The sequence below is a fragment of the Terrabacter sp. 2TAF16 genome (assembly GCF_052115065.1).
In the GTDB taxonomy this organism is placed as follows: domain Bacteria; phylum Actinomycetota; class Actinomycetes; order Actinomycetales; family Dermatophilaceae; genus Terrabacter.
This window is the reverse complement of the sequence record NZ_JBFRFZ010000007.1, coordinates 130,273-148,088: the sequence shown is the minus strand read 5'-3', so window position 1 is coordinate 148,088 and position 17,816 is coordinate 130,273. Positions and strand designations below refer to the sequence as shown.

At 70.8% G+C, this 17,816-nt stretch carries 13 protein-coding genes; 8 read left to right on the top strand and 5 right to left on the bottom strand.

Going from position 1 to position 17,816, the window contains the following annotated elements; all coding sequences use genetic code 11:
• Nucleotides 1–2: 2 nt before the first annotated feature.
• From AB4Z14_RS12665 to AB4Z14_RS12650, 4 genes are all read left to right on the top strand, one after another.
• Nucleotides 3–884, top strand: a complete 882-nt coding sequence (locus tag AB4Z14_RS12665) for a patatin-like phospholipase family protein (RefSeq protein WP_442275494.1) — start codon at nt 3–5, stop codon at nt 882–884.
• A complete protein-coding gene (gene folE / locus AB4Z14_RS12660) occupies nt 881–1,510 on the top strand; it encodes a GTP cyclohydrolase I (protein WP_442275493.1) in 630 nt (209 codons plus the stop codon). Before AB4Z14_RS12665 ends, folE begins: the two co-directional genes overlap by 4 nt.
• A 108-nt stretch (nt 1,511–1,618) precedes the next feature.
• Nucleotides 1,619–3,742 (top strand): bifunctional lysylphosphatidylglycerol flippase/synthetase MprF, encoded by a 2,124-nt coding sequence (locus AB4Z14_RS12655; RefSeq protein ID WP_442275492.1) that lies wholly within the window; start codon nt 1,619–1,621, stop codon nt 3,740–3,742.
• A gap of 166 nt (nt 3,743–3,908) precedes the next feature.
• Entirely contained in the window at nt 3,909–5,294 is a 1,386-nt protein-coding gene (locus AB4Z14_RS12650) for an NAD-dependent malic enzyme (RefSeq protein ID WP_056776090.1), read from the top strand.
• 12 nt (nt 5,295–5,306) lie between these two features.
• Here AB4Z14_RS12650 and AB4Z14_RS12645 read toward each other — a convergent pair whose 3' ends face one another.
• The 3 genes from AB4Z14_RS12645 to AB4Z14_RS12635 all read right to left on the bottom strand — a co-directional run bounded on the left by AB4Z14_RS12645 (nt 5,307) and on the right by AB4Z14_RS12635 (nt 9,000).
• The gene (locus tag AB4Z14_RS12645) at nt 5,307–5,714 is read right to left on the bottom strand and encodes a transferase (RefSeq protein ID WP_442275491.1); all 408 of its coding nucleotides are present in this window, start codon (nt 5,712–5,714) and stop codon (nt 5,307–5,309) included.
• Nucleotides 5,715–6,004: 290 nt separating this feature from the next.
• Nucleotides 6,005–6,256 carry a DUF4242 domain-containing protein gene (locus AB4Z14_RS12640; protein ID WP_442275490.1) on the bottom strand — a complete coding sequence of 84 codons (252 nt, stop codon included), beginning with the start codon at nt 6,254–6,256 and terminating at the stop codon, nt 6,005–6,007.
• Nucleotides 6,257–6,333: 77 nt separating this feature from the next.
• Nucleotides 6,334–9,000, bottom strand: a complete 2,667-nt coding sequence (locus AB4Z14_RS12635; RefSeq protein ID WP_442275489.1) for an ATP-binding protein — start codon at nt 8,998–9,000, stop codon at nt 6,334–6,336.
• A gap of 74 nt (nt 9,001–9,074) precedes the next feature.
• Between AB4Z14_RS12635 and AB4Z14_RS12630 the strand changes: the two genes are divergently transcribed.
• Nucleotides 9,075–10,085 carry an aldo/keto reductase family protein gene (locus AB4Z14_RS12630; protein ID WP_442275488.1) on the top strand — a complete coding sequence of 337 codons (1,011 nt, stop codon included), beginning with the start codon at nt 9,075–9,077 and terminating at the stop codon, nt 10,083–10,085.
• 91 nt (nt 10,086–10,176) lie between these two features.
• Here the strand turns inward: AB4Z14_RS12630 and AB4Z14_RS12625 are convergent, their stop codons facing one another.
• Entirely contained in the window at nt 10,177–12,117 is a 1,941-nt protein-coding gene (locus AB4Z14_RS12625; RefSeq protein ID WP_442275487.1) for a hypothetical protein, read from the bottom strand.
• 185 nt (nt 12,118–12,302) lie between these two features.
• Between AB4Z14_RS12625 and AB4Z14_RS12620 the strand changes: the two genes are divergently transcribed.
• Together AB4Z14_RS12620 and AB4Z14_RS12615 are read left to right on the top strand one after the other, a co-directional pair.
• Nucleotides 12,303–13,961 (top strand): NERD domain-containing protein, encoded by a 1,659-nt coding sequence (locus AB4Z14_RS12620; RefSeq protein ID WP_442275486.1) that lies wholly within the window; start codon nt 12,303–12,305, stop codon nt 13,959–13,961.
• A gap of 83 nt (nt 13,962–14,044) precedes the next feature.
• Nucleotides 14,045–14,473 carry a hypothetical protein gene (locus tag AB4Z14_RS12615; RefSeq protein ID WP_442275485.1) on the top strand — a complete coding sequence of 143 codons (429 nt, stop codon included), beginning with the start codon at nt 14,045–14,047 and terminating at the stop codon, nt 14,471–14,473.
• Nucleotides 14,474–14,518: 45 nt separating this feature from the next.
• On the opposite strand, the gene AB4Z14_RS12610 is transcribed toward AB4Z14_RS12615, so the two are convergent.
• Nucleotides 14,519–16,048, bottom strand: coding sequence for an HNH endonuclease signature motif containing protein (locus AB4Z14_RS12610; RefSeq protein ID WP_442275484.1), 1,530 nt, complete (start codon nt 16,046–16,048; stop codon nt 14,519–14,521).
• A gap of 294 nt (nt 16,049–16,342) precedes the next feature.
• On the opposite strand from AB4Z14_RS12610, the gene AB4Z14_RS12605 reads away from it, so the two are divergent.
• Nucleotides 16,343–17,761 (top strand): pyridoxal phosphate-dependent decarboxylase family protein, encoded by a 1,419-nt coding sequence (locus tag AB4Z14_RS12605; protein WP_442275483.1) that lies wholly within the window; start codon nt 16,343–16,345, stop codon nt 17,759–17,761.
• The last annotated feature ends 55 nt before the right edge of the window (nt 17,762–17,816 follow it).

The following is a 17,816-nucleotide window of genomic DNA, read 5'->3' as shown; positions in this document are numbered from 1 at the left end:
CCATGAGCACGGCGTTCGTGCTGACCGGGGGCGGGAGCCTCGGCGCGGTGCAGGTCGGGATGCTCCTGGCCCTGCGCGACTGCAAGATCGAGCCCGACCTGCTCGTCGGCACGTCCGTCGGCGCCGTCAACGCGGCCTACCTCGCCGGACCCGGGAGCACGCGGGACAGACTGGAGGCCCTCGTGGGCCTCTGGCAACGGATGCGTCGCCAGGACATCTTCGCCCCGGACCCGCTTCGGTGGCTCGGGGCCGCACGCGGGACCCAATCGTCGCTGTTCGCCGGCACCGGCCTCGAGCGCCTCCTGCAGAGCAACCTCGGCTACGACGACCTCGACGACGCACGGGTCTTGGTCGAGGTCACGGCCACCGATCTCGTGACCGGTCAGGGCATCGTGATGGGCACGGGTGCAGCCGTCAGCGCCGTCCGGGCCAGCGCTGCTGTCCCGGGACTGCTCCCACCCGTGGTGCGTGCGGGCAGGACCCTCGTCGACGGCGCCATCGGCGAGCTGGACGTGCTGGCCCACACGGCGGCGCACGGCGTCACGGACATCTATCTGCTGCCCGCCGGCTACCCGTGCGCGGGAGCAGGTCCGACGACCGCGCTCGGCTCGGTCCTGACGGCGCTGAGCCTGCTGCTGCACCGCCAGCTCATGGCGCAGGTCCGCGGCTACGACGGCGGTGCGCGGCTGCACGTCCTGCCCCCGCTGTGCCCCCTGTCGGTCTCACCCGCCGACTTCAGCCAGACGACCGCTCTCGTGGCGCGGGCCCACGAGAGCGCCCGCCGTTGGTTGCGTTCGGCCTCGTCCCGTCCCCGGGGCGACGCGGGCGTCCTGGCCCTCCACGACCATGACGGGCTCCGCGCCCGGGAAGGAACGAGCGCATGAGTCCGTCACCGGAACAGGCAGGACGTCGTGATCGCGCCCGAAGGCACTGGGCGGGAACCGGTGCCGTCACCGAGCCGGACCTGGCGCGCGCGGCCTCCGGAGCCCGAATCATGCTGGAGGCACTGGGAATCGACCTGGACAACGAGTCGCTGGCGCGCACACCGGAACGCATGGCCGCATCGCTCGCCGAGCTGATGAGCCCACGACCGTTCCAGATGACGACGTTCCCCAACGACGGCGGCTACGACGAGCTGATCGTCGCGAGGGGCATCCCGGTGCGGTCCCTCTGCGAGCACCACATGCTCCCGTTCGTCGGGACCGCGCACATCGGCTACCTCCCGGGCGGGCGCATCCTCGGTCTGTCCAAGCTGGCTCGTGTGCTCGAGCACTTCTCGTCGCGTCCCCAGGTGCAGGAGCGACTGACCGTCCAGGTCGCCGACTGGCTGTGCGCCCAGCTCAGCCCGGTCGGGGTCGGCGTGGTCGTCGAGGCCGAGCACCTCTGCATGACGCTGCGCGGCGTGCAGGCCCCGGGCACCACGACCATCACGTCGAGCCTGCTCGGCGCCCTCCGGGACGACTCACGCTCGCGGGCGGAGTTCCTCGCCCTGACGCAGGCATCCCGCTGAGGCGTCGGCCGCGTCGGAGGCGTCTGCGGTGTCGGCGGCGTCCGACGGGCTCGTCGGACATCCAGCACGTCCTCGACGCGAGGGGTGGTTGGCAGGACAATCGAAGGCATGTCCCGTCTGTGGACGGTGACGAGTCGCCTACCGCTGACGAGCATTCTCGTCGTCGCCACCCTCGCGCTGTCGGTGTGGACCCGGTCCCTCTGGGACCCGCTCCTCGATCGGCCGCTGAACGACTCCGTGAGCTACGGACTGCCCGCGTTCGAGCAGGGCTCCTGGTCCACCGTGCTGACCGGTGCCTTCTTCGCGGCCCGCCCGTTCCAGTACGTCCCGATCCTGCTGGGGCTCATCGTGTTCGGGGGCTTCGCGGAGTGGCGTCTGGGCTCGCTCCGCTACGCGGTGGCGCTCGTGTCCTGCCACGTCGTGGCCGTCCTGGGTGCCGCCGGTCTGCTGTGGCTGACCCGTGACCACGGCTACGCGTGGACGACGCACCTCGCAGCAGTGCGTGACGCGGGGCCGTCCGCCGGCTTCCTCGGCGCGGCGGCCGCAGCGTCGGTCACGCTGTCACCCCCGTGGCGTGGCCGGGTCCGGGCGTTGCTCGGCGCCTACGTCGTGCTCTTCGTCATCCACATGGGCGCACTCGCGGACCTCGAGCACGTGCTGGGGGTGGGTTTCGGCCTGCTCCTCGGACCGACTCTCATGGGCGGCGCGCCGTCGCTCACCTTCCGCCACCTGACGCGACGAGACTTCCGCCTGCTCGCGTCCGGCTTCTTCGTCATCGCCGCGGTCGAGGTCGCGCTACGCCCCTTCACCACCGAGGACGGCCCGTTCGCGGTCACCATGAGCCCGGAGGCCCGCGCCGCGGAGCTCGCCGACACGGACCTGCTGCTCGGCGTCCTCCAGATCGTCCTCTGGCTGTGGCTCGCCCGGTCGCTCTACAAGGGGCGACGACTGGCCTGGCGCTGGGCCGTGGGGCTCCTGCTCGTCGTCATGGTCATCCAGGTCCTGAACCTCGGGTACATGATCGCGGTGGGCGAGCAGGGACTCCTCGCTGCGGGCTGGGAGCTCTTCGGCAACGGGCTCGGCCTGTCCGTGTGCCTCGTGGGTCGCCATGCGTTCCGCAACCCGTCGCCCCGCCGCGCTCGCCGCACCAGCGGCAGCATCGTCGCTCCCGCCGACGACGACCAGCGCTCACGGGCCACGCAGCTGCTGCGGCAGCAGGGCACGGTCAACCGTCTCGCGTGGATGACGACCTGGCCGGAGAACCGCTGGTTCACGCCGGCCTCCGTGTCGGGATACGTCGCGTACCGCGTGCACGCCGGCGTCGCGGTCGGGTTGTGCGACCCCGTGGCCTCGGCCGAGGAGGACCGGTCCATGCTGCTCGGCGCCTTCGCGAACGCCGTGCACGCCCAGGGGTTGGTGCCGTGCCTCTTCACCGTGACGGGAGAAGCCTCTCGACATGCGCGCGCGCAGGGATGGCACTCCCTCCAGGTGGCGGAAGAGGCCTGGGTCGACCTGCCCACGCTGGACTTCGTCGGCAAGGCATGGCAGGACGTGCGCACCGCCCTGAACCAGGCGGCCAAGCTCGGCATCGGCTTCCGGCTCGGCCCACTCAGGGACATGCCCCGCGGCATACAGATGCAGGTCAAGGCGATCTCGTCCGAATGGGTCGAGGACAAGGGGCTGCCCGAGATGGGCTTCACCCTCGGTGGCGTGGATGAAGCCCTCGACCCTCACGTCCGAGTCGGCCTGGCGATCGACGCTGACGCCACGGTCCACGGGGTCACGTCGTGGATGCCGTTCCACGCGAGCGGGGGTGGGGACCCCGCCGGCTGGACGCTGGACGTCATGCGGCGCCTGCCCGGAGGCTTCCGCTACTCCATGGAGTTCCTCATCGCCTCGGCCTGTCTCGCCTTCAAGGAGGAGGGCTGCGCCCTCGTCTCCCTCTCGGGTGCGCCGTTGGCCCGGACTCGGCCCTCTGCAGGAGACGAGTCCCTGGACCGGGGCACGCTCGACGTCTTCCTCGACCGACTCGGCGAGTCCCTGGAGCCGTACTACGGCTTCAGGTCCCTGCATGCCTTCAAGTCGAAGTTCCAACCGAGGCACGAACCGCTCTATCTCGTCTTCCCGGACGAGGCCGCGCTCCCGCGCATCGGGCTGGCCCTGAGCCGCGCGTACCTGCCGGATGCCGGGATGCGAGAGCTCGTGGCCCTGGCCCGTTCGGGTCGGCAGTGAACCAAGGGGCGCGCGTCCGGGCCGGTCACGAAACGGATGCGCCGGCCACGACCTCTGCGGCTTGCCGGCGACATTCCTGACGAGACGGTCGGCATCCGAGCGGGCCGACCGTCGCGGGTGGAGGATGAACGGGTCGGGCACCGTTGCTCCACGCGAGAGGACTGTCATGGCCATCCCGAGTCCTGGGTACTCGATCACCGTCCGGGTCGAGGTGCCGGCCGCCGCGAACGCGACGTCGGCTCTCACCACCGCCGTCTCGTCCACCGGCGGAGCCCTCACGGCGCTCGACGTCGCCGAGAGCCGCACCGACCGGCTCGTCGTCGACGTCACGTGCGACACGCGGGACGAGGCGCACGGTCACCTCATCACCGAGGCGATCGCCGCGATCCCGGGGGCGGTCGTCCGCAAGGTCAGCGACCAGACGTTCCTGCTCCACCTCGGCGGCAAGATCGAGGTGAACCCGAAGGTGCCCCTCAAGCACCGCGACGACCTGTCACGCGCGTACACGCCCGGAGTCGCCCGCATCTGTCAGGCGATCGTCGAGCACCCGGAGGACGCCCGCCGTCTCACGATCAAGCGCAACACCGTCGCCGTGGTCACCGACGGCTCGGCCGTCCTGGGGCTGGGCAACATCGGCCCGCTCGCGGCCCTCCCGGTGATGGAGGGCAAGGCCGCGCTCTTCAAGCAGTTCGGGGGAGTCGACGCCTGGCCGGTCTGCCTGGACACCCAGGACCCCGATGCGATCGTCGAGATCGTGCGCGCGATCGCCCCTGTCTACGGCGGCATCAACCTCGAGGACATCTCTGCCCCAAGATGTTTCGAGATCGAGTCACGCCTGCGTGACCTCCTCGACATCCCCGTCTTCCACGATGACCAGCACGGCACCGCGATCGTCGTCCTCGCCGCGCTCAAGAACGCCCTGCGCGTCGTCAACAAGTCCATCGACGACGTGCACATCGTCGTGTCCGGCGTCGGTGCCGCGGGTCACGCGATCATCCGTCTCCTGCTGACCCAGGGTGCCCGCAACATCGTCGCCTGCGGTCGCACGGGTGCCGTCCACAACGGCAACGAGGGCATGGAGCCCTTCCGCCAGTGGATCGCCGACCACACGAACACCGGTCACCAGAGCGGCACCCTCAAGGAGGTCCTCGTCGGTGCGGATGTCTTCATCGGCGTCTCGGCGCCGGACCTTCTGACGGGTGACGACATCGCGACCATGGCTCCCGACGCGATCGTCTTCGCCCTCGCCAACCCCGTGCCGGAGGTCGACCCGATCGCCGCGAGCGAGCACGCCGCCGTCGTCGCGACCGGCCGCTCCGACCACCCGAACCAGATCAACAACGTCCTCGTCTTCCCGGGCTTCTTCCGCGGGCTGCTCGACGCCGGCGTCTCCGACATCACAGACGCCATGATGGTCGCCGCGGCGACCGCCATCGCCGACTCGGTCGAGCCGGGCGAGATCAACCCGAGCTTCATCATCCCCAGCGTCTTCGACGCGAGCGTCGCGCCGGCGGTCGCCGCAGCGGTGTCCCGGGTGGCCGGCACCCGCTGACCGGACCCGGCGTCAGGCGGCGCGGCGGTGCTGGGAGCCGGCGCGGACGACAGAGCCCTCGGAGATGACGTCGTCGCTGTCGACGCGCGCGCCGTCCCAGACGTGGGCGTTGGCGCCGATCTTGACGCGTGCGCCGATCCGGGCATCGCGCCCGACGACGGCGCCGGCGGCCACGTGTGCCGTGGTGCCGATGCTGGCTCCGGCGTGGACGACCGCGCCGCGGTCGATCCAGGCGCCGCTCGCGATGCGGGCTCCCGCGCCGACGACCGCTCCGCGGTCGACGTAGGCGTTCTCGGCGACGTAGGCCGCAGGGTCGACGTGGGCGTGCGACTCGACGAAACCGCCACCGTTGTCGTGGCGGGCGTAGCGCAGCACGGTTCCGTTGTCCTCTTCGAACTCCTCGTACTTCCTTCGCCTCATCGTGCACCCCCTTCGGGTCGTGCGTGGACCGTCTGTCCACGCGTGCCTCGTCTGGATCAACGTTCAAGTGAACATGAAGATTCCGTCGAGGTGATGACTGGTGTCTACCCGCCCAACGCGCGAGCCAACCGTGCGGTTCCATCGGCTGGGACGGTGCGGGACGACCGGGGATGACAGGTGGGCGACCGCGTGGGCGCAGGACGACGTGGCCGTATGCCGTCACCTCGGGTGGCGGCATGCGGCTGGGCGTCAGGCGGTCGGCAGTGGTGCGGGTGGGGCGGATGGGGCGGTCAGACGCCCTCCTGAACCTCGTAGATGGCGTCGGCGACGAGCCCGTGGGCGTCGCGGTGCACGGTGTTGGCAGCCTCGGCGTCGGGAGCCTCGACGAGGCAGAAGATCTGGCCCCGGCGCTCGTCGACCCAGTAGCGCAGGTAGTTGACGCCGTGGGGGTCCTGCGTGGCGAGGTCGGCCCGGTGTGCCTGGGCGACCGCGTCCATCGTGACCCCGTCGCCGAGGGAGTGGACGTCCATGAAGAGCGGCATGCTCGTGGTCCTTTCGGGATGGGAGAGCTGGGTGTCTCCAGCGTCGCTCCCGCCGAACCGCAGGTCATGGGTGCCGACTACCCACGCACCCCGTTCGCTCCACCCATCTTGAGCAGCTCGCGCCGGCTCTCGAGCCCGAGCTTGGTCAGGACCGACGAGACGTGGTGCTCGGCGGTGCGCCGCGAGATGACGAGGCGCTCGGCGATCCCGGCGTCCGAGTAGCCCTGCGTCAACAGCTCCATCACCTCGGTCTCGCGCGGGGTCAGGCCTGAGGGGTGCTCGCGGGTGGTGGCTCTCGGGGCACGAGGCGCGGGCCAGCCACGGGTGCGCAGCTCGGCGCGCGATCGCGCCGCCGCAGCGTGGGCACCGACCCGCTCGAAGACCGCGATCGACTCCGTGAGGGCCTCGCGGTCGCCGCTGCGCGCCAGTGCGAGCCCCTGGTCGAACGGGCATCCGAGGGACCTCCAGATGTCAGCGGCCTCACGCCAGGCACCGGCAACCTCCGCGGCGAAAGGCGGAGCGAGTGGGCCGCCCAGCTCGAGGTCGGTGACCGACCCGTCAGGCTCGCCGAGCGCCTCGATGCCGTCGCCGACGAGCCACCGCGCGACGGCGCCGCGATTCCACGGGCAGTCGGCCGAGACCGCGAGCGGCCAGGCCTCTGCCGCCACACGGGCGGCGGCGCCGAGGTCGCCCGCGAGCCAGGCGGCCTCGCAGCGCACGGCAACGACCGGAGCCACCCGCTGCAGCTCGCGCATCCCCGAGGCCAGAGACCACGCCCGCGCCATCAGCTCGTCGCCGCCGGGCTCACCCACGCGAGCGCGCACGTGGGCGAGGGTGACGAGCGGCTCGATCTCGCCGACGCTCGCGATGTCGGGATGGCGGAGCAGGGACTCGGCCCGGGCGCGCGCCGCGCCGAGGTCCCCCCGGTCGAGGTGCAACTGTGACTCCCACCCCTCGAGATAGAGGGTCCACGAGTCGAGATCGCGCTCTGAGCAGTACTCGATGCCCTCGAGGAGGTAGCGTCGTGCGTCCTCGTGCCGCCGCTGCAGCACGGCGCTCGACGCGAGGTTGCAGTAGGCGCGAGCCGCGTGCTCGTGGAGGTCGGCGGCGCGTGCCTGCTGGAGGCTGTCGCTGAGCATGGCGGCCCCGGAGGCGAAGTCACCGGCCGCGATCTCGATCGTGCCGAGGTTGTTGAGGGCGTGCACGCGCACCTCGGTCTGCTGCGCCAGGTCGTCGAGGGAGTCGGCGAGGTCCAGCGTGCGGTGCGCCCACTCCCGGGTGCCGGCCAGGTCGGTGGCCAGCATGCGGAGCTGCGCGAGGTTGCTGTAGGCCAGAGCCAGCTCGAAGGTCGAGCTCCCCTCGAGCACGTCGACGGCGACAGCGGCCTGCGTCTCGGCCTCGGCCTTGCGCCCCGCGAACCAGCTGAGCCGTGACAGGCACCGCCACGCGTCGCCGACCCGCGTGGCGTCGTCGTCGGCGTCCCAGATCCGGCGGGCCGCGTCGACCGCCTCGATGGCGCCCTCGATGCGGTCGGTGAGATAGAGCTCGTAGCCGAGGGCCCAGAGCAGGTCGGCCCGGCGGTGGGCGGGCACCTCCGTGTCAGGCAGGGAGTCCGCGTGCTGCAGGGCGCGGCGGTACTGGTCGACGGCTTCCCGGTGGGCGCCGAGGCGAGCGGCCCGCGCGCCGGCCTCGGGCGCATGGGCCAGCACGGCCCGGCTGTCCCCGGCGGCGTCGGCGTGGTGCGCCAGCCGTGCCGGGTCGGCCCCGCGACTCTCGAGCGCCGCGAGGAGCCGGCGGTGGATGTGGAGCCGTCGTCCGGCAGGAACCTCGTCGGCGACGGCGAGCCTGCCCAGCTCGTGACGGAACGTCACCTCTCGGCCCGACATGACGACCAGTCCCCGGGCGAGCGGCTCGTCGAGGACGGCCAGACCCTCGCTCAGGAGTCCTTCGAGCAGGTCGGTCTCGGCTCTCGACCCGGTCAGCGCGACCACCTCGAGGGCTCGCTGTGACGACTCGTGGAGACGAGCGACGCGGGCGAGCACCGCGTCGCGCACCGTCGGGGGCACGCCGACCGTGTCACCGGAGAGCACTTCAGTGACGAAGAACGCGTTGCCGCCCGTGACGTCGTGCAGTCGCTCCACGTCGATCCCGGTCTGAGACAGCCGGTCGCGCGAGCGTTCGGCGACGAGGGTCGCCACGGCCCGTGGGCTGAGCGGCGGCAGGTCGATCCGCCGGGTCCCACTGGCGGATGCCGTGTCCCCCAGGAGGATTCGCAAAGCGCTGCCGGCACCCGCGTCCTCGGGGCGGTAGGTGACGAGCACGAGGGCATGGCAGCCGTGGACGCGCCGAGCCACGTGGCGCAGGAGGTCCAGGGTGGCTTCGTCGGCCCAGTGCGCATCCTCGATGACGAGCAGGTAGGGCCGGTCCGGGGGCGCGTCTCGGAGGGTGTCGACGAGGCGCGTGAAGACGTCCTGCCGACTCGCCTCCTCCGGCCACAGGCCCGCCGGGAGCGAGGGCACCATGTCGCGCAACGGACCGAGAGGTGCGGGGGTGGCGGATCCGTCACAGCTGCCGATGGCGACGCGTGCGCCGGTCTCGAGCTCGGAGGCCGCGGCGGAGACGAAGGTGGTCTTGCCGATGCCGGCCTCGCCCGAGACGTAGACCAGTCGCCCGTGCCCAGCGCGTGCGTCGTCCAGGTAGCCAGCGACTGCGCGAAGGTGCTCGACGCGCTCGAGAAGCGTCACCTCGCGATCGTACGTGCGTCCCCTCGCCGGGGAGCGGGGTCCGAGCAACATCGCAGGCGGCATACGGTGGACGGATGAACTTTCGATACCTCGGCAACAGCGGACTCAAGATCTCCGAGATCACCTACGGCAACTGGCTGACCCACGGCTCGCAGGTCGAGAACGACGTCGCCACCCAGTGTGTCCGGGCGGCGCTCGACGCCGGCATCAGCACCTTCGACACGGCGGACGTCTACGCCAACACCAAGGCCGAGAGCGTTCTGGGCGACGCCCTCAAGGGCGAGCGGCGCGAGAGCCTCGAGATCTTCACGAAGGTCTACTGGCCCACCGGCCCCGGCGGCAAGAACGACACGGGCCTCTCACGCAAGCACATCATGGAGTCGATCAACGGCTCGCTCGAGCGCCTCCAGACCGACTACGTCGACCTCTACCAGGCCCACCGCTACGACACCGAGACGCCGCTCGAGGAGACGATGCAGGCCTTCGCCGACGTCGTGCGTCAGGGCAAGGCGCTCTACATCGGCGTCAGCGAGTGGACCGCCGACCAGATCCGCGAGGGCGTCACTCTCGCGAAGGAGCTCGGCTTCCAGCTCATCTCGAGCCAGCCGCAGTACTCCATGCTGTGGCGTGTCATCGAGGGCGAGGTCGTGCCGACGTGCGAGGAGCTCGGCGTCAGCCAGATCGTGTGGAGCCCCATCGCCCAAGGCGTGCTGACGGGGAAGTACCAGCCCGGCCAGCAGCCGCCCGAGGGCTCGCGCGCCGCCGACGAGAAGGGCGGCGCCGACATGATCAAGCGCTTCATGAACGACGACGTGCTGACCCGCGTGCAGAAGCTCAAGCCGATCGCCGACGAGGCCGGTCTGACCATGGCCCAGCTCGCCGTCGCCTGGGTGCTCCAGAACCCCAACGTGGCGGCCGCGCTCGTCGGCGCCTCGCGTCCCGAGCAGGTCGCCGAGAACGTCAAGGCGGCCGGGGTGAAGCTCGAGCCCGAGCTCATGACGAAGATCGACGACGTCCTCGGCGACATCGTCGAGAAGGACCCGGGCAAGACCAAGGAGACGGCGCCGCAGCAGCGCGTCGCCTGACGTCGGACCCTGATGCCCGACAACGTATGCCGCCCAGCCGGGTTCGCGAGGCTGGGCGGCACACGTGCGTGGCCGCGTGGTCAGGCGGTCACTACGGCGTGAGCTTCGTCAGGCGCGTGGACCAGTTGCCGAGAGAGGTCCGCGTGCCGCCGCAGCTGCCGATCGGGGGAGTCAGGTACTGCGCCAGGGTGCAGGTCTGGGCGATGTACTCCGAGGCGATCCAGATGGACCGACCGTCGGTGAGGGCTGCCCCGTAGTCCCCCCAGCGGGTGCGGATCGGGGTGCCGACGAAGGCCTTGTAGCTGGTGAAGCCGTCCGCCGGGCCGACGCCCTCGGCCACGATGTGGATCGGGCCGACTGCTCCGCTCGACGAGATCGGAGCGTAGGCCGCGCTGGGGAAGTGGTCCCGTCCGACGACGCTGAAGGCGATGGCGCCCTGACCGGTGGTCAGCATGGTGATGGCCGGGTAGGTCAGGTTGTTGCCCGCGAGGGCCAGGTAGCCCTGCTTCTTGATGTTGCCGCCGACCTTGCCGGCGCCGTTGATCTTGGGCTCCACCGAGAACCAGGCGATGCCGGCCCGCAGCTCGCCGTTGACCCGCACCGCGGTGTCGACCGAGCCCCACAGGACGCCGTTGGTGAACCACGTCTGCTGCATGCGGGTGTCGTTGGAGTCGAGGTGCGAGATGACCTCGTCGTGCGCCGGCTCGGGCGGGTTGAAGAAGAGCTGCCAACACCCGGGACCGAACGGGGTCGCGATCGTCGTGTCGTTGATGCACTGGCCGAGCGGGAAGTCGCCCGCCTTCTGGTCGGCCTTCGGCGGGAAGACGTACGTCTCGCTGTTGACCAGCTTGTTCGTGACCGCAAGCGCCGGGGTGGCGGCGTCGAGCGATGCGGTGTTGGTCAGCGCCCACAGGCCGATGCGCCGGGCGGTCCCGGTCGGGTTGCCCGTCTCCGAGCCGTCACCGGCGACCGAGCTGAGCAGGTACTCGCTGCCGTTGGCGGCGCTCTCGTACTGGCCCGCGGGTGAGGTTGCCGGCCACACGGTGAAGCCGGGCGTGCCGGCCAGGTTGAGATTCGGCACCAGCGTCATGCGGACCGCTGCCGGGTGGGTGGCGAGCTGCGCCTTCGAGAACGCGAAGACCTGGGCTGCGTTGAAGTTCGGCCCGAAGAGGTCGTACTCGTTGGTCGTGATGTAGATGCCGTTGGCGTCGCCACCGATGTGCGGGTAGTCCTGGAAGCACGGTCCCGGCGTGACGCCGTCCGTCGTGCAGCCGTGGTTCGGCGTGCCCTCGGTGCCGTCGTTCTGGGCCGGTACCGAGTAGATGGTCCAGGTGCCCGTCGGGCTGCTCGAGTTCGAGACGGCCACGTCGATGGTGTTCCTGCCGTTGAAGTCGCCGTTCGCGTCCACGTGCAGCGTCGTGATGGCCACGACGAAGCGCTGGAAGTCGGGGTCGTAGTGGCAGATCGGGTCGATGACGTTGGGCCCGACGACGCCGGTCGTCCGGTTGATGGCTGCGGGGTAGCCGAAGAAGGTGTTGAGGTCCTGCACCCCGGTCAGCGGCACGGCGTTCGAGTCGTAGACGCGGAGCACGCTGTTGACCGACTCGACGGTGAAGCCGTTGCCGACACAGAGGGCCTGGTCTGGCGGTTCGAGCGAGAACTGGTTGCCGCCATTCGCGAGCCGCTGGTCGCGGTGGTTGAGGCCCTGGATGCTGGCCCGGACCGCCGGGTTCGTCGCAGCGACGGCGCTCGACGCCACCACGGGGGCATCGAGCGGGTGCTTGGGGAAGATGCCGTGCTTGAAGTTCGGGTCGGGGCGGGTCGACGGGACGCCACCCTGCTCGTCGTCGGGTCCGGCTCTGAGCTCGGGCTGCTGGAGCCCGTCGACGCCGGTGCCGAGGCTGCGGATACTGGTCGTGCCAGAGGACGTGATCTGGCGGGTGTCAGAAGGGGCGGCATTCGCGGCTCCTGGCAGACTCAGCAGCGCTGCGGCGATGGCCGCGGCTCCGCTGGTGGCGATGATCTTTCGCATGAGCACCTCCGGAAGAATCTGCGCGGATGTGTCGAGCGGAGCCTGGCCACCTTTCGGATGTTCGCTGGTGTGGGAGCGCCGCTCGCACAACTGTCGAGCGTACGCCGGTGCTGCGGACGCGGGTGCGGTTCGACGGATCTGCGCAACTACGAGGTCGGGTCGCGCAGCACGGCTACCCTGCGGGCATGGCACAGGGGGAGGGTGCGCGGTTCGCGCACGAGTCGGAGCGTCTCGTCTGGGAGCGGTTGGCGAGTGGCGTCGCGGAGGGCACGGTGCTGCTGCCCAACATCCGCCTCACCTCACAGCGCAAGGACCACGAGCTCGACGTCGTCGTCCTCATGCCCGACGTGGGCGTCGTCGTCGTCGAGGTCAAGGGCGGCAGCGTCTCCGTCGACGCGCAGGGCCACTGGTGGTCCGGTGGTGGTGCGCGCCGGAGCCGGGTGCGCCCCGTCGAGCAGTGCCGCGACGGCAAGTACGCCCTGCGCGACTTCGTGGAGGCCGACCCCCGCTGGAAGAACCGACGCAGCCGGGTCCGGTTTGGCCACGCGGTCGTCGTCCCGTTCACGGACGTCGCGGACGACTTCGCCACCCCGGACTGCCCGCGCTGGATGATCAGTGGCCGCGGAGACCTCGACGACCTCGCTGGCCGGGTCCACGACGTCGCAGCCCTGCAGGAGAACGACCAGCGCGTCCCCACTGCCGAGGACGTCGAGCTGATCGTCGAGATCCTCACGGGCAGAAGCTTCCCCGTACCCGACATCGCCGCTGACGCGGACGAGCGGGAGGCAACGTCGGACCGACTGACCCAGGAACAGGCGGCTCTGCTCCAGGTCACGCGGCTCATCAGGCGGATGGAGATCCGGGGTGGTGCCGGCAGCGGCAAGACGATCCTGGCCCTCACCCAAGCCAAGGACCTCACCCGTGGCCAGGGCGATCGCAAGGCGCGGCGTGTGGCACTCGTCTGCTACTCGATCGGCCTCTCCCAGTACTTCAAACGGCAGCTCGCCAGCGTGCCGAGGCACCATCGGCCGGCCTTCGTCGGTTCCTTCGAGGACCTCGCCAACGAGTGGGGGATCGACACCGCGTCGCACGACCGCAACGACGCAGCCTTCTGGGAGCGAGATCTGGCCGCCCGGATGACCGAGATCGCTGCAGCACTTCCGGACGGCAAGAAGTTCGACGCCGTCATCGTCGACGAGGCCCAGGACTTCGCCGACCACTGGTGGTACCCCCTCATGAAGGCGCTACGCGACGAGGACGAGGGCGGTCTCTACGTCTACTCCGACGAGAACCAGCGGATCTTCGCCCGCTTCGGCCGGCCGCCGGTGCCACTGGTCCCACTCGTGCTCGACCACAACCTGCGCAACACGCAGCAGATCGCCCGGGCCTTCGGGCCGCTCGCACCGATGCGGATGCACCTCCGGGGAGGAGTCGGCGCCGACGTCCGCTTCGTCGCCTGCCCTCGGGAGGAGGCGATCGGCAGCGCCGACGACCAGGTCGACCTGCTCCTCGAGGAGGGATGGCGGCCGCAGCACGTCGCGCTCCTGACGATGGGCTCACGGCACCCGGCACAGGTCGAGCGTCAGGAGGCGGACGGCCACGTCGGATACTGGCGGTCCTTCTGGGACGACGACGATGTCTTCTATGGCCACGTCCTCGGCTGCAAGGGACTCGAACGCCGCGCGGTCGTCCTCTGCGTCAACGCGAAGAAGACCGAGCGCGCCCGCGAGATGCTCTACGTGGGCATGTCGCGCGCCACCGACGAGCTCGTCGTCGTGGGGGACCCGGACTTCATCCGCGAGATCGGTGGCGCCCAGGTGGCTCACCGGCTCGGCATCGGGTGACGCAGCCGTGTCAGGCGGCGCCGGGCGCCGGGGCTGGGGACAACTTCGACGGGCTGCCTCGCGTCCGGATGACGATGGCGGGCATGACCTTCAAGGACCTGCCCCCTCGGGCGAGTGAGATCCCCCTGACCAACCGTCGCGTCGCCGCCGACGTCATCGACCTCATCATCGGCGACACGGACCGCGCCACCGGGTGCGTCGCGCTGATGATCTGCGATGCTGAGGACCGCGGCATCCAACCGATCCTGCTCCACGACGTCCCGCCGGACGCCGAGGCCACTGGCCTGGCCCAGCTGCTCGGCATGCTCCTGCCGCTCGTGGCCGACAACGACGGCTCCATCCTCATCGGTCGGGGCCGACCGCGAGGGACGGCGCCCGACGACGTCGACCGTGCCTGGCACCAGCTGGCGATCGACCGCTGCGCCGACCACGAGGTCGACCTGCTCGGCTTCTACCTCGCCACCGGCGACGGAGTCTTCCGCCTGCCCGAGCCACTCACCGCCGCGTCGTGAGGGTGTCTGGCAGGGCACCGCCGCACGTTCAGAATCACCGCACGTTCAGAAGGGTGGGGGCTCGGGATCGGTCGAGCGATGTCGGGTCGACCGATCCCGAGGTGGGGGCGCGAGCGACGTGTCTCGGACGCCGTCGAGCCAGTCCCTTGGGTAGGTCTCGTAGGTGCGACCGGCCTTGGTGCGCCAGCGAACCCGGTCGCCCTCGCGGCGGACGAGCCAGTGGCCGTTCGTGTGCAGGTTGTGGTGGGGACGGTGCTTGCTCGTGAGGTTCGTGACCTCGGTCGGGCCGTGCGGCCAAGGGACGTCATGGTCGAGGTCGCACCGAGCGGCCGGCACGGTGCACCCCGGCGCGCGGCACGTCCCGTCGACGGCCTCGACATGCGCTCGCATCGCCGGGGTCGGCCGGTAGGCCTGCGTCTCGAGGTGCACGGCAGCGCCGGTGTCCGCATCGACGGCCAGCCGACGCCACTCCGAGCCGTCGTTGAGCATGATCTGGCGGGCGTGGTCGGCCGTCACCCAGCCGTGGCCCGGGACCTCGCAGGGGGTGTCGGTGAGCCCGACGGCCGTCGTGAACGGGACCACGAGCGTCACCGCCGCCGCCGGCCGACGGCCCAGATGCGTGAACCACTCACTGCCGGCACGGCATCCGTCATCATCAACGCCAGTCGCGCCGGTCGCGCCGGTCATCGACGGGTCGGTGCCGACGGGCGTGGGCCAGCCGAACATTAGGGTGTCGGTGATGACGTCGGCGCGCAGCGAGTCGAGATCGCGCGGGTCGCCCTGGGCCCGAGCGGCCCGGGCGACGGCATCGGCTCGCTCCATTGCGGCGATGATCTTGTCGGCGTCGTTGACGACGGTGAGCACGCCGAGGCCCTCGTGGTCGATCTGCGCGTGGGCGCCTCGATGACGTCGGGCGGCGCGTCGGCGCTCGCCGGCCTCGCGGTCGGCGGTCAGGCACGCGCGCGTGAGCCGTTGGCGGAAGAGGCTGGGGGAGGGTGGAGCGCCGTCCTTGAACCGGAGCACGGAGTCGACGATGCCCGGCCCGCACTCGGACGGCAGTGCGGCGATCTCAGCCTGGATCGTGCACGCGCGGTAGAGCGTGAGCGCGCCGTGCTGCAGGCGACCGCGGAGGGCGGCAGCCCCAGGAGTGCCGGCGGTGGCCAGGTCGAGCCGACTCCGCACCTCGTGGGTGCCGAGCCCGGTGGCCGTGCACACCTCCATCGCAGTCAGCTGGTCGGGGTCGATCCAGCCCGCAGGACGCGGCCGGTCGAGGTCGGCGAAGCGCGCCAGCTCGTCCGCCTCGATCGTCGAGCGAAGCCGAGCCATGGCCTCCAGGGCGACCGCGTCCAGCACCGCCTTGCAGCGCTCGACGGACTCGACGACCCTGAGGTCCGCATCGGCCAGCGTCTCGAGCTCCGTCCGCGACTGGCCGTCCTGCGCCGTCGTGAGATCGTCGGCGACGGCCTCGACCAGCTCGCCGACGAGCGCCGGCAGAACCTGCGTGAGCACCGCCTCGGCCACGTGCTTTCGAAGCGTGCGCTCGAGACGTGGCAGGTCGCGCTGGCGGACGGGCACTCGGGTCTCGACCCTCGATCGATAGAGGGTCGCGAGACGGTCGAGGTCGACGACGGCATCGGAAGCCTGGGCAAGGTCGGTCGAGGGATGACTCCTCACTGCCGCCGCGCCGTCCATACCCCAGTAGAACACCTGTTCGACTCGCTGGTCAAGGGGTGGAGTAGCCCAGTCTCGTTGTCCGGCAGCATAATTGGCATCGCCGGATCATGCGCACTGTCATGCCGCGGCCATCGATGACCAGCCCCAGCTGTCGGCCCCCTTGTGCGTGTGCACCTCCGGGAGGAACGTGCGGGGATGAATGTCGACCTGCACCAGCTGTTCGCTCACGCCGCCGCCGAAGGGGCACGGCACCGCGCTACCGTCGCAGACCGGCCGGTGCAGCCGTCGGCCGATCGCGCCGCACTGGCGGCAGCGTTCGGCGGCCCGCTACCAGCGAGGAGAGCCGATCCCACCCGTGTCGTCGACGAGCTGATCGTCGCCGCGCGCCCAGGCCTCATGGGCACCGTCGGTCCACGTTTCTTCGGCTTCGTCATCGGGGGAGCGTCAGCGGCAGCCACGGCCGCTGACCTGCTTGCAGCGGGCTGGGACCAGTGCGCCTACAACGAGGTCCTCTCACCCGCCGCGGCGGCGGCCGAGCGGGCGGCCGGAGGCTGGGCCAAGCACCTCTTGGGAGTGCCCGAGTCCGCCTCGGTGGGTTTCGTCACCGGTGCCCAGGCCGCGAACACCGTGGGCCTCGCGGTCGGACGGCAGCGGGTGCTCGCCGATGTCGGGTGGGACGTCGCGCGGGACGGTCTCTTCGGTGCTCCCAGGATCGCCATCGTCGCGAGTGAGGAACGGCATGCCACGATCGACCGGGCCGCTCGGCTGCTCGGGTTCGGCACGGGCAGCATCGAGCCCGTCGCCGCCACGCCGCAGGGCGCCATCGACGTCGACCGTCTCCGAATCGCCCTCGAGTCCGTCGGCAGCCGGCCGGTGATCGTCTGCCTGCAGGCGGGCAACGTCAACACGGGGGCGTGCGACGACCTCAGGACCGCAACGACGATGGCGCACGAGCACGGCGCATACGTCCACGTCGACGGTGCCTTCGGACTCTGGGCGGCCGCGAGCCCCCGGACCGCCCATCTCGTCGACGGGGTCGAGCTCGCCGACTCGTGGGGCACGGACGCCCACAAGTGGCTCAACGTCCCCTATGACTGCGGACTCGCCTTCTGTGCCGACGCGGACCTGCACGCAGCCACGATGTCGTACGCGGCGGCATACCTCACCGGATCGGGCGCGGAGTCCGACCACGTCCTCGGCGACCTGACGCCCGAGTCATCCAGACGGGCAAGGGGTTTCGCGGTCTGGGCCGCCCTGCGCGAGCTCGGCACCGAGGGTGTGGCCGAGCTCGTCGAGCGATCCTGCGCCTTGGCGCTGTGCATGGCCCAGCGCCTCGCAGTCGGCGGTGCCACCGTGCACAACGACGTCGTGCTCAACCAGGTCCTCGTCAGCATCGGCGATCCCAGTCGCACGGACGCGATCGTCGATGCCGTCCGGCGTGACGGCACGTGCTGGGTCGGCGCCACGACCTGGCACGGTCAGCGGCTCATCCGCGTCTCGGTGTCCAACGCCACGACCAGCGAGCACGACATCGACATCTCCGCCGATGCCATCCTGCGTGCCGCCGGAGCCGTGTCCCCAGCGGATGTCCAGCAGAATCCCAGCCCCTCCTGACCGATTCTTGACCCGTGCATCCGTAGCCGCCCGGTCCTCCGACTCGTTGGACCCG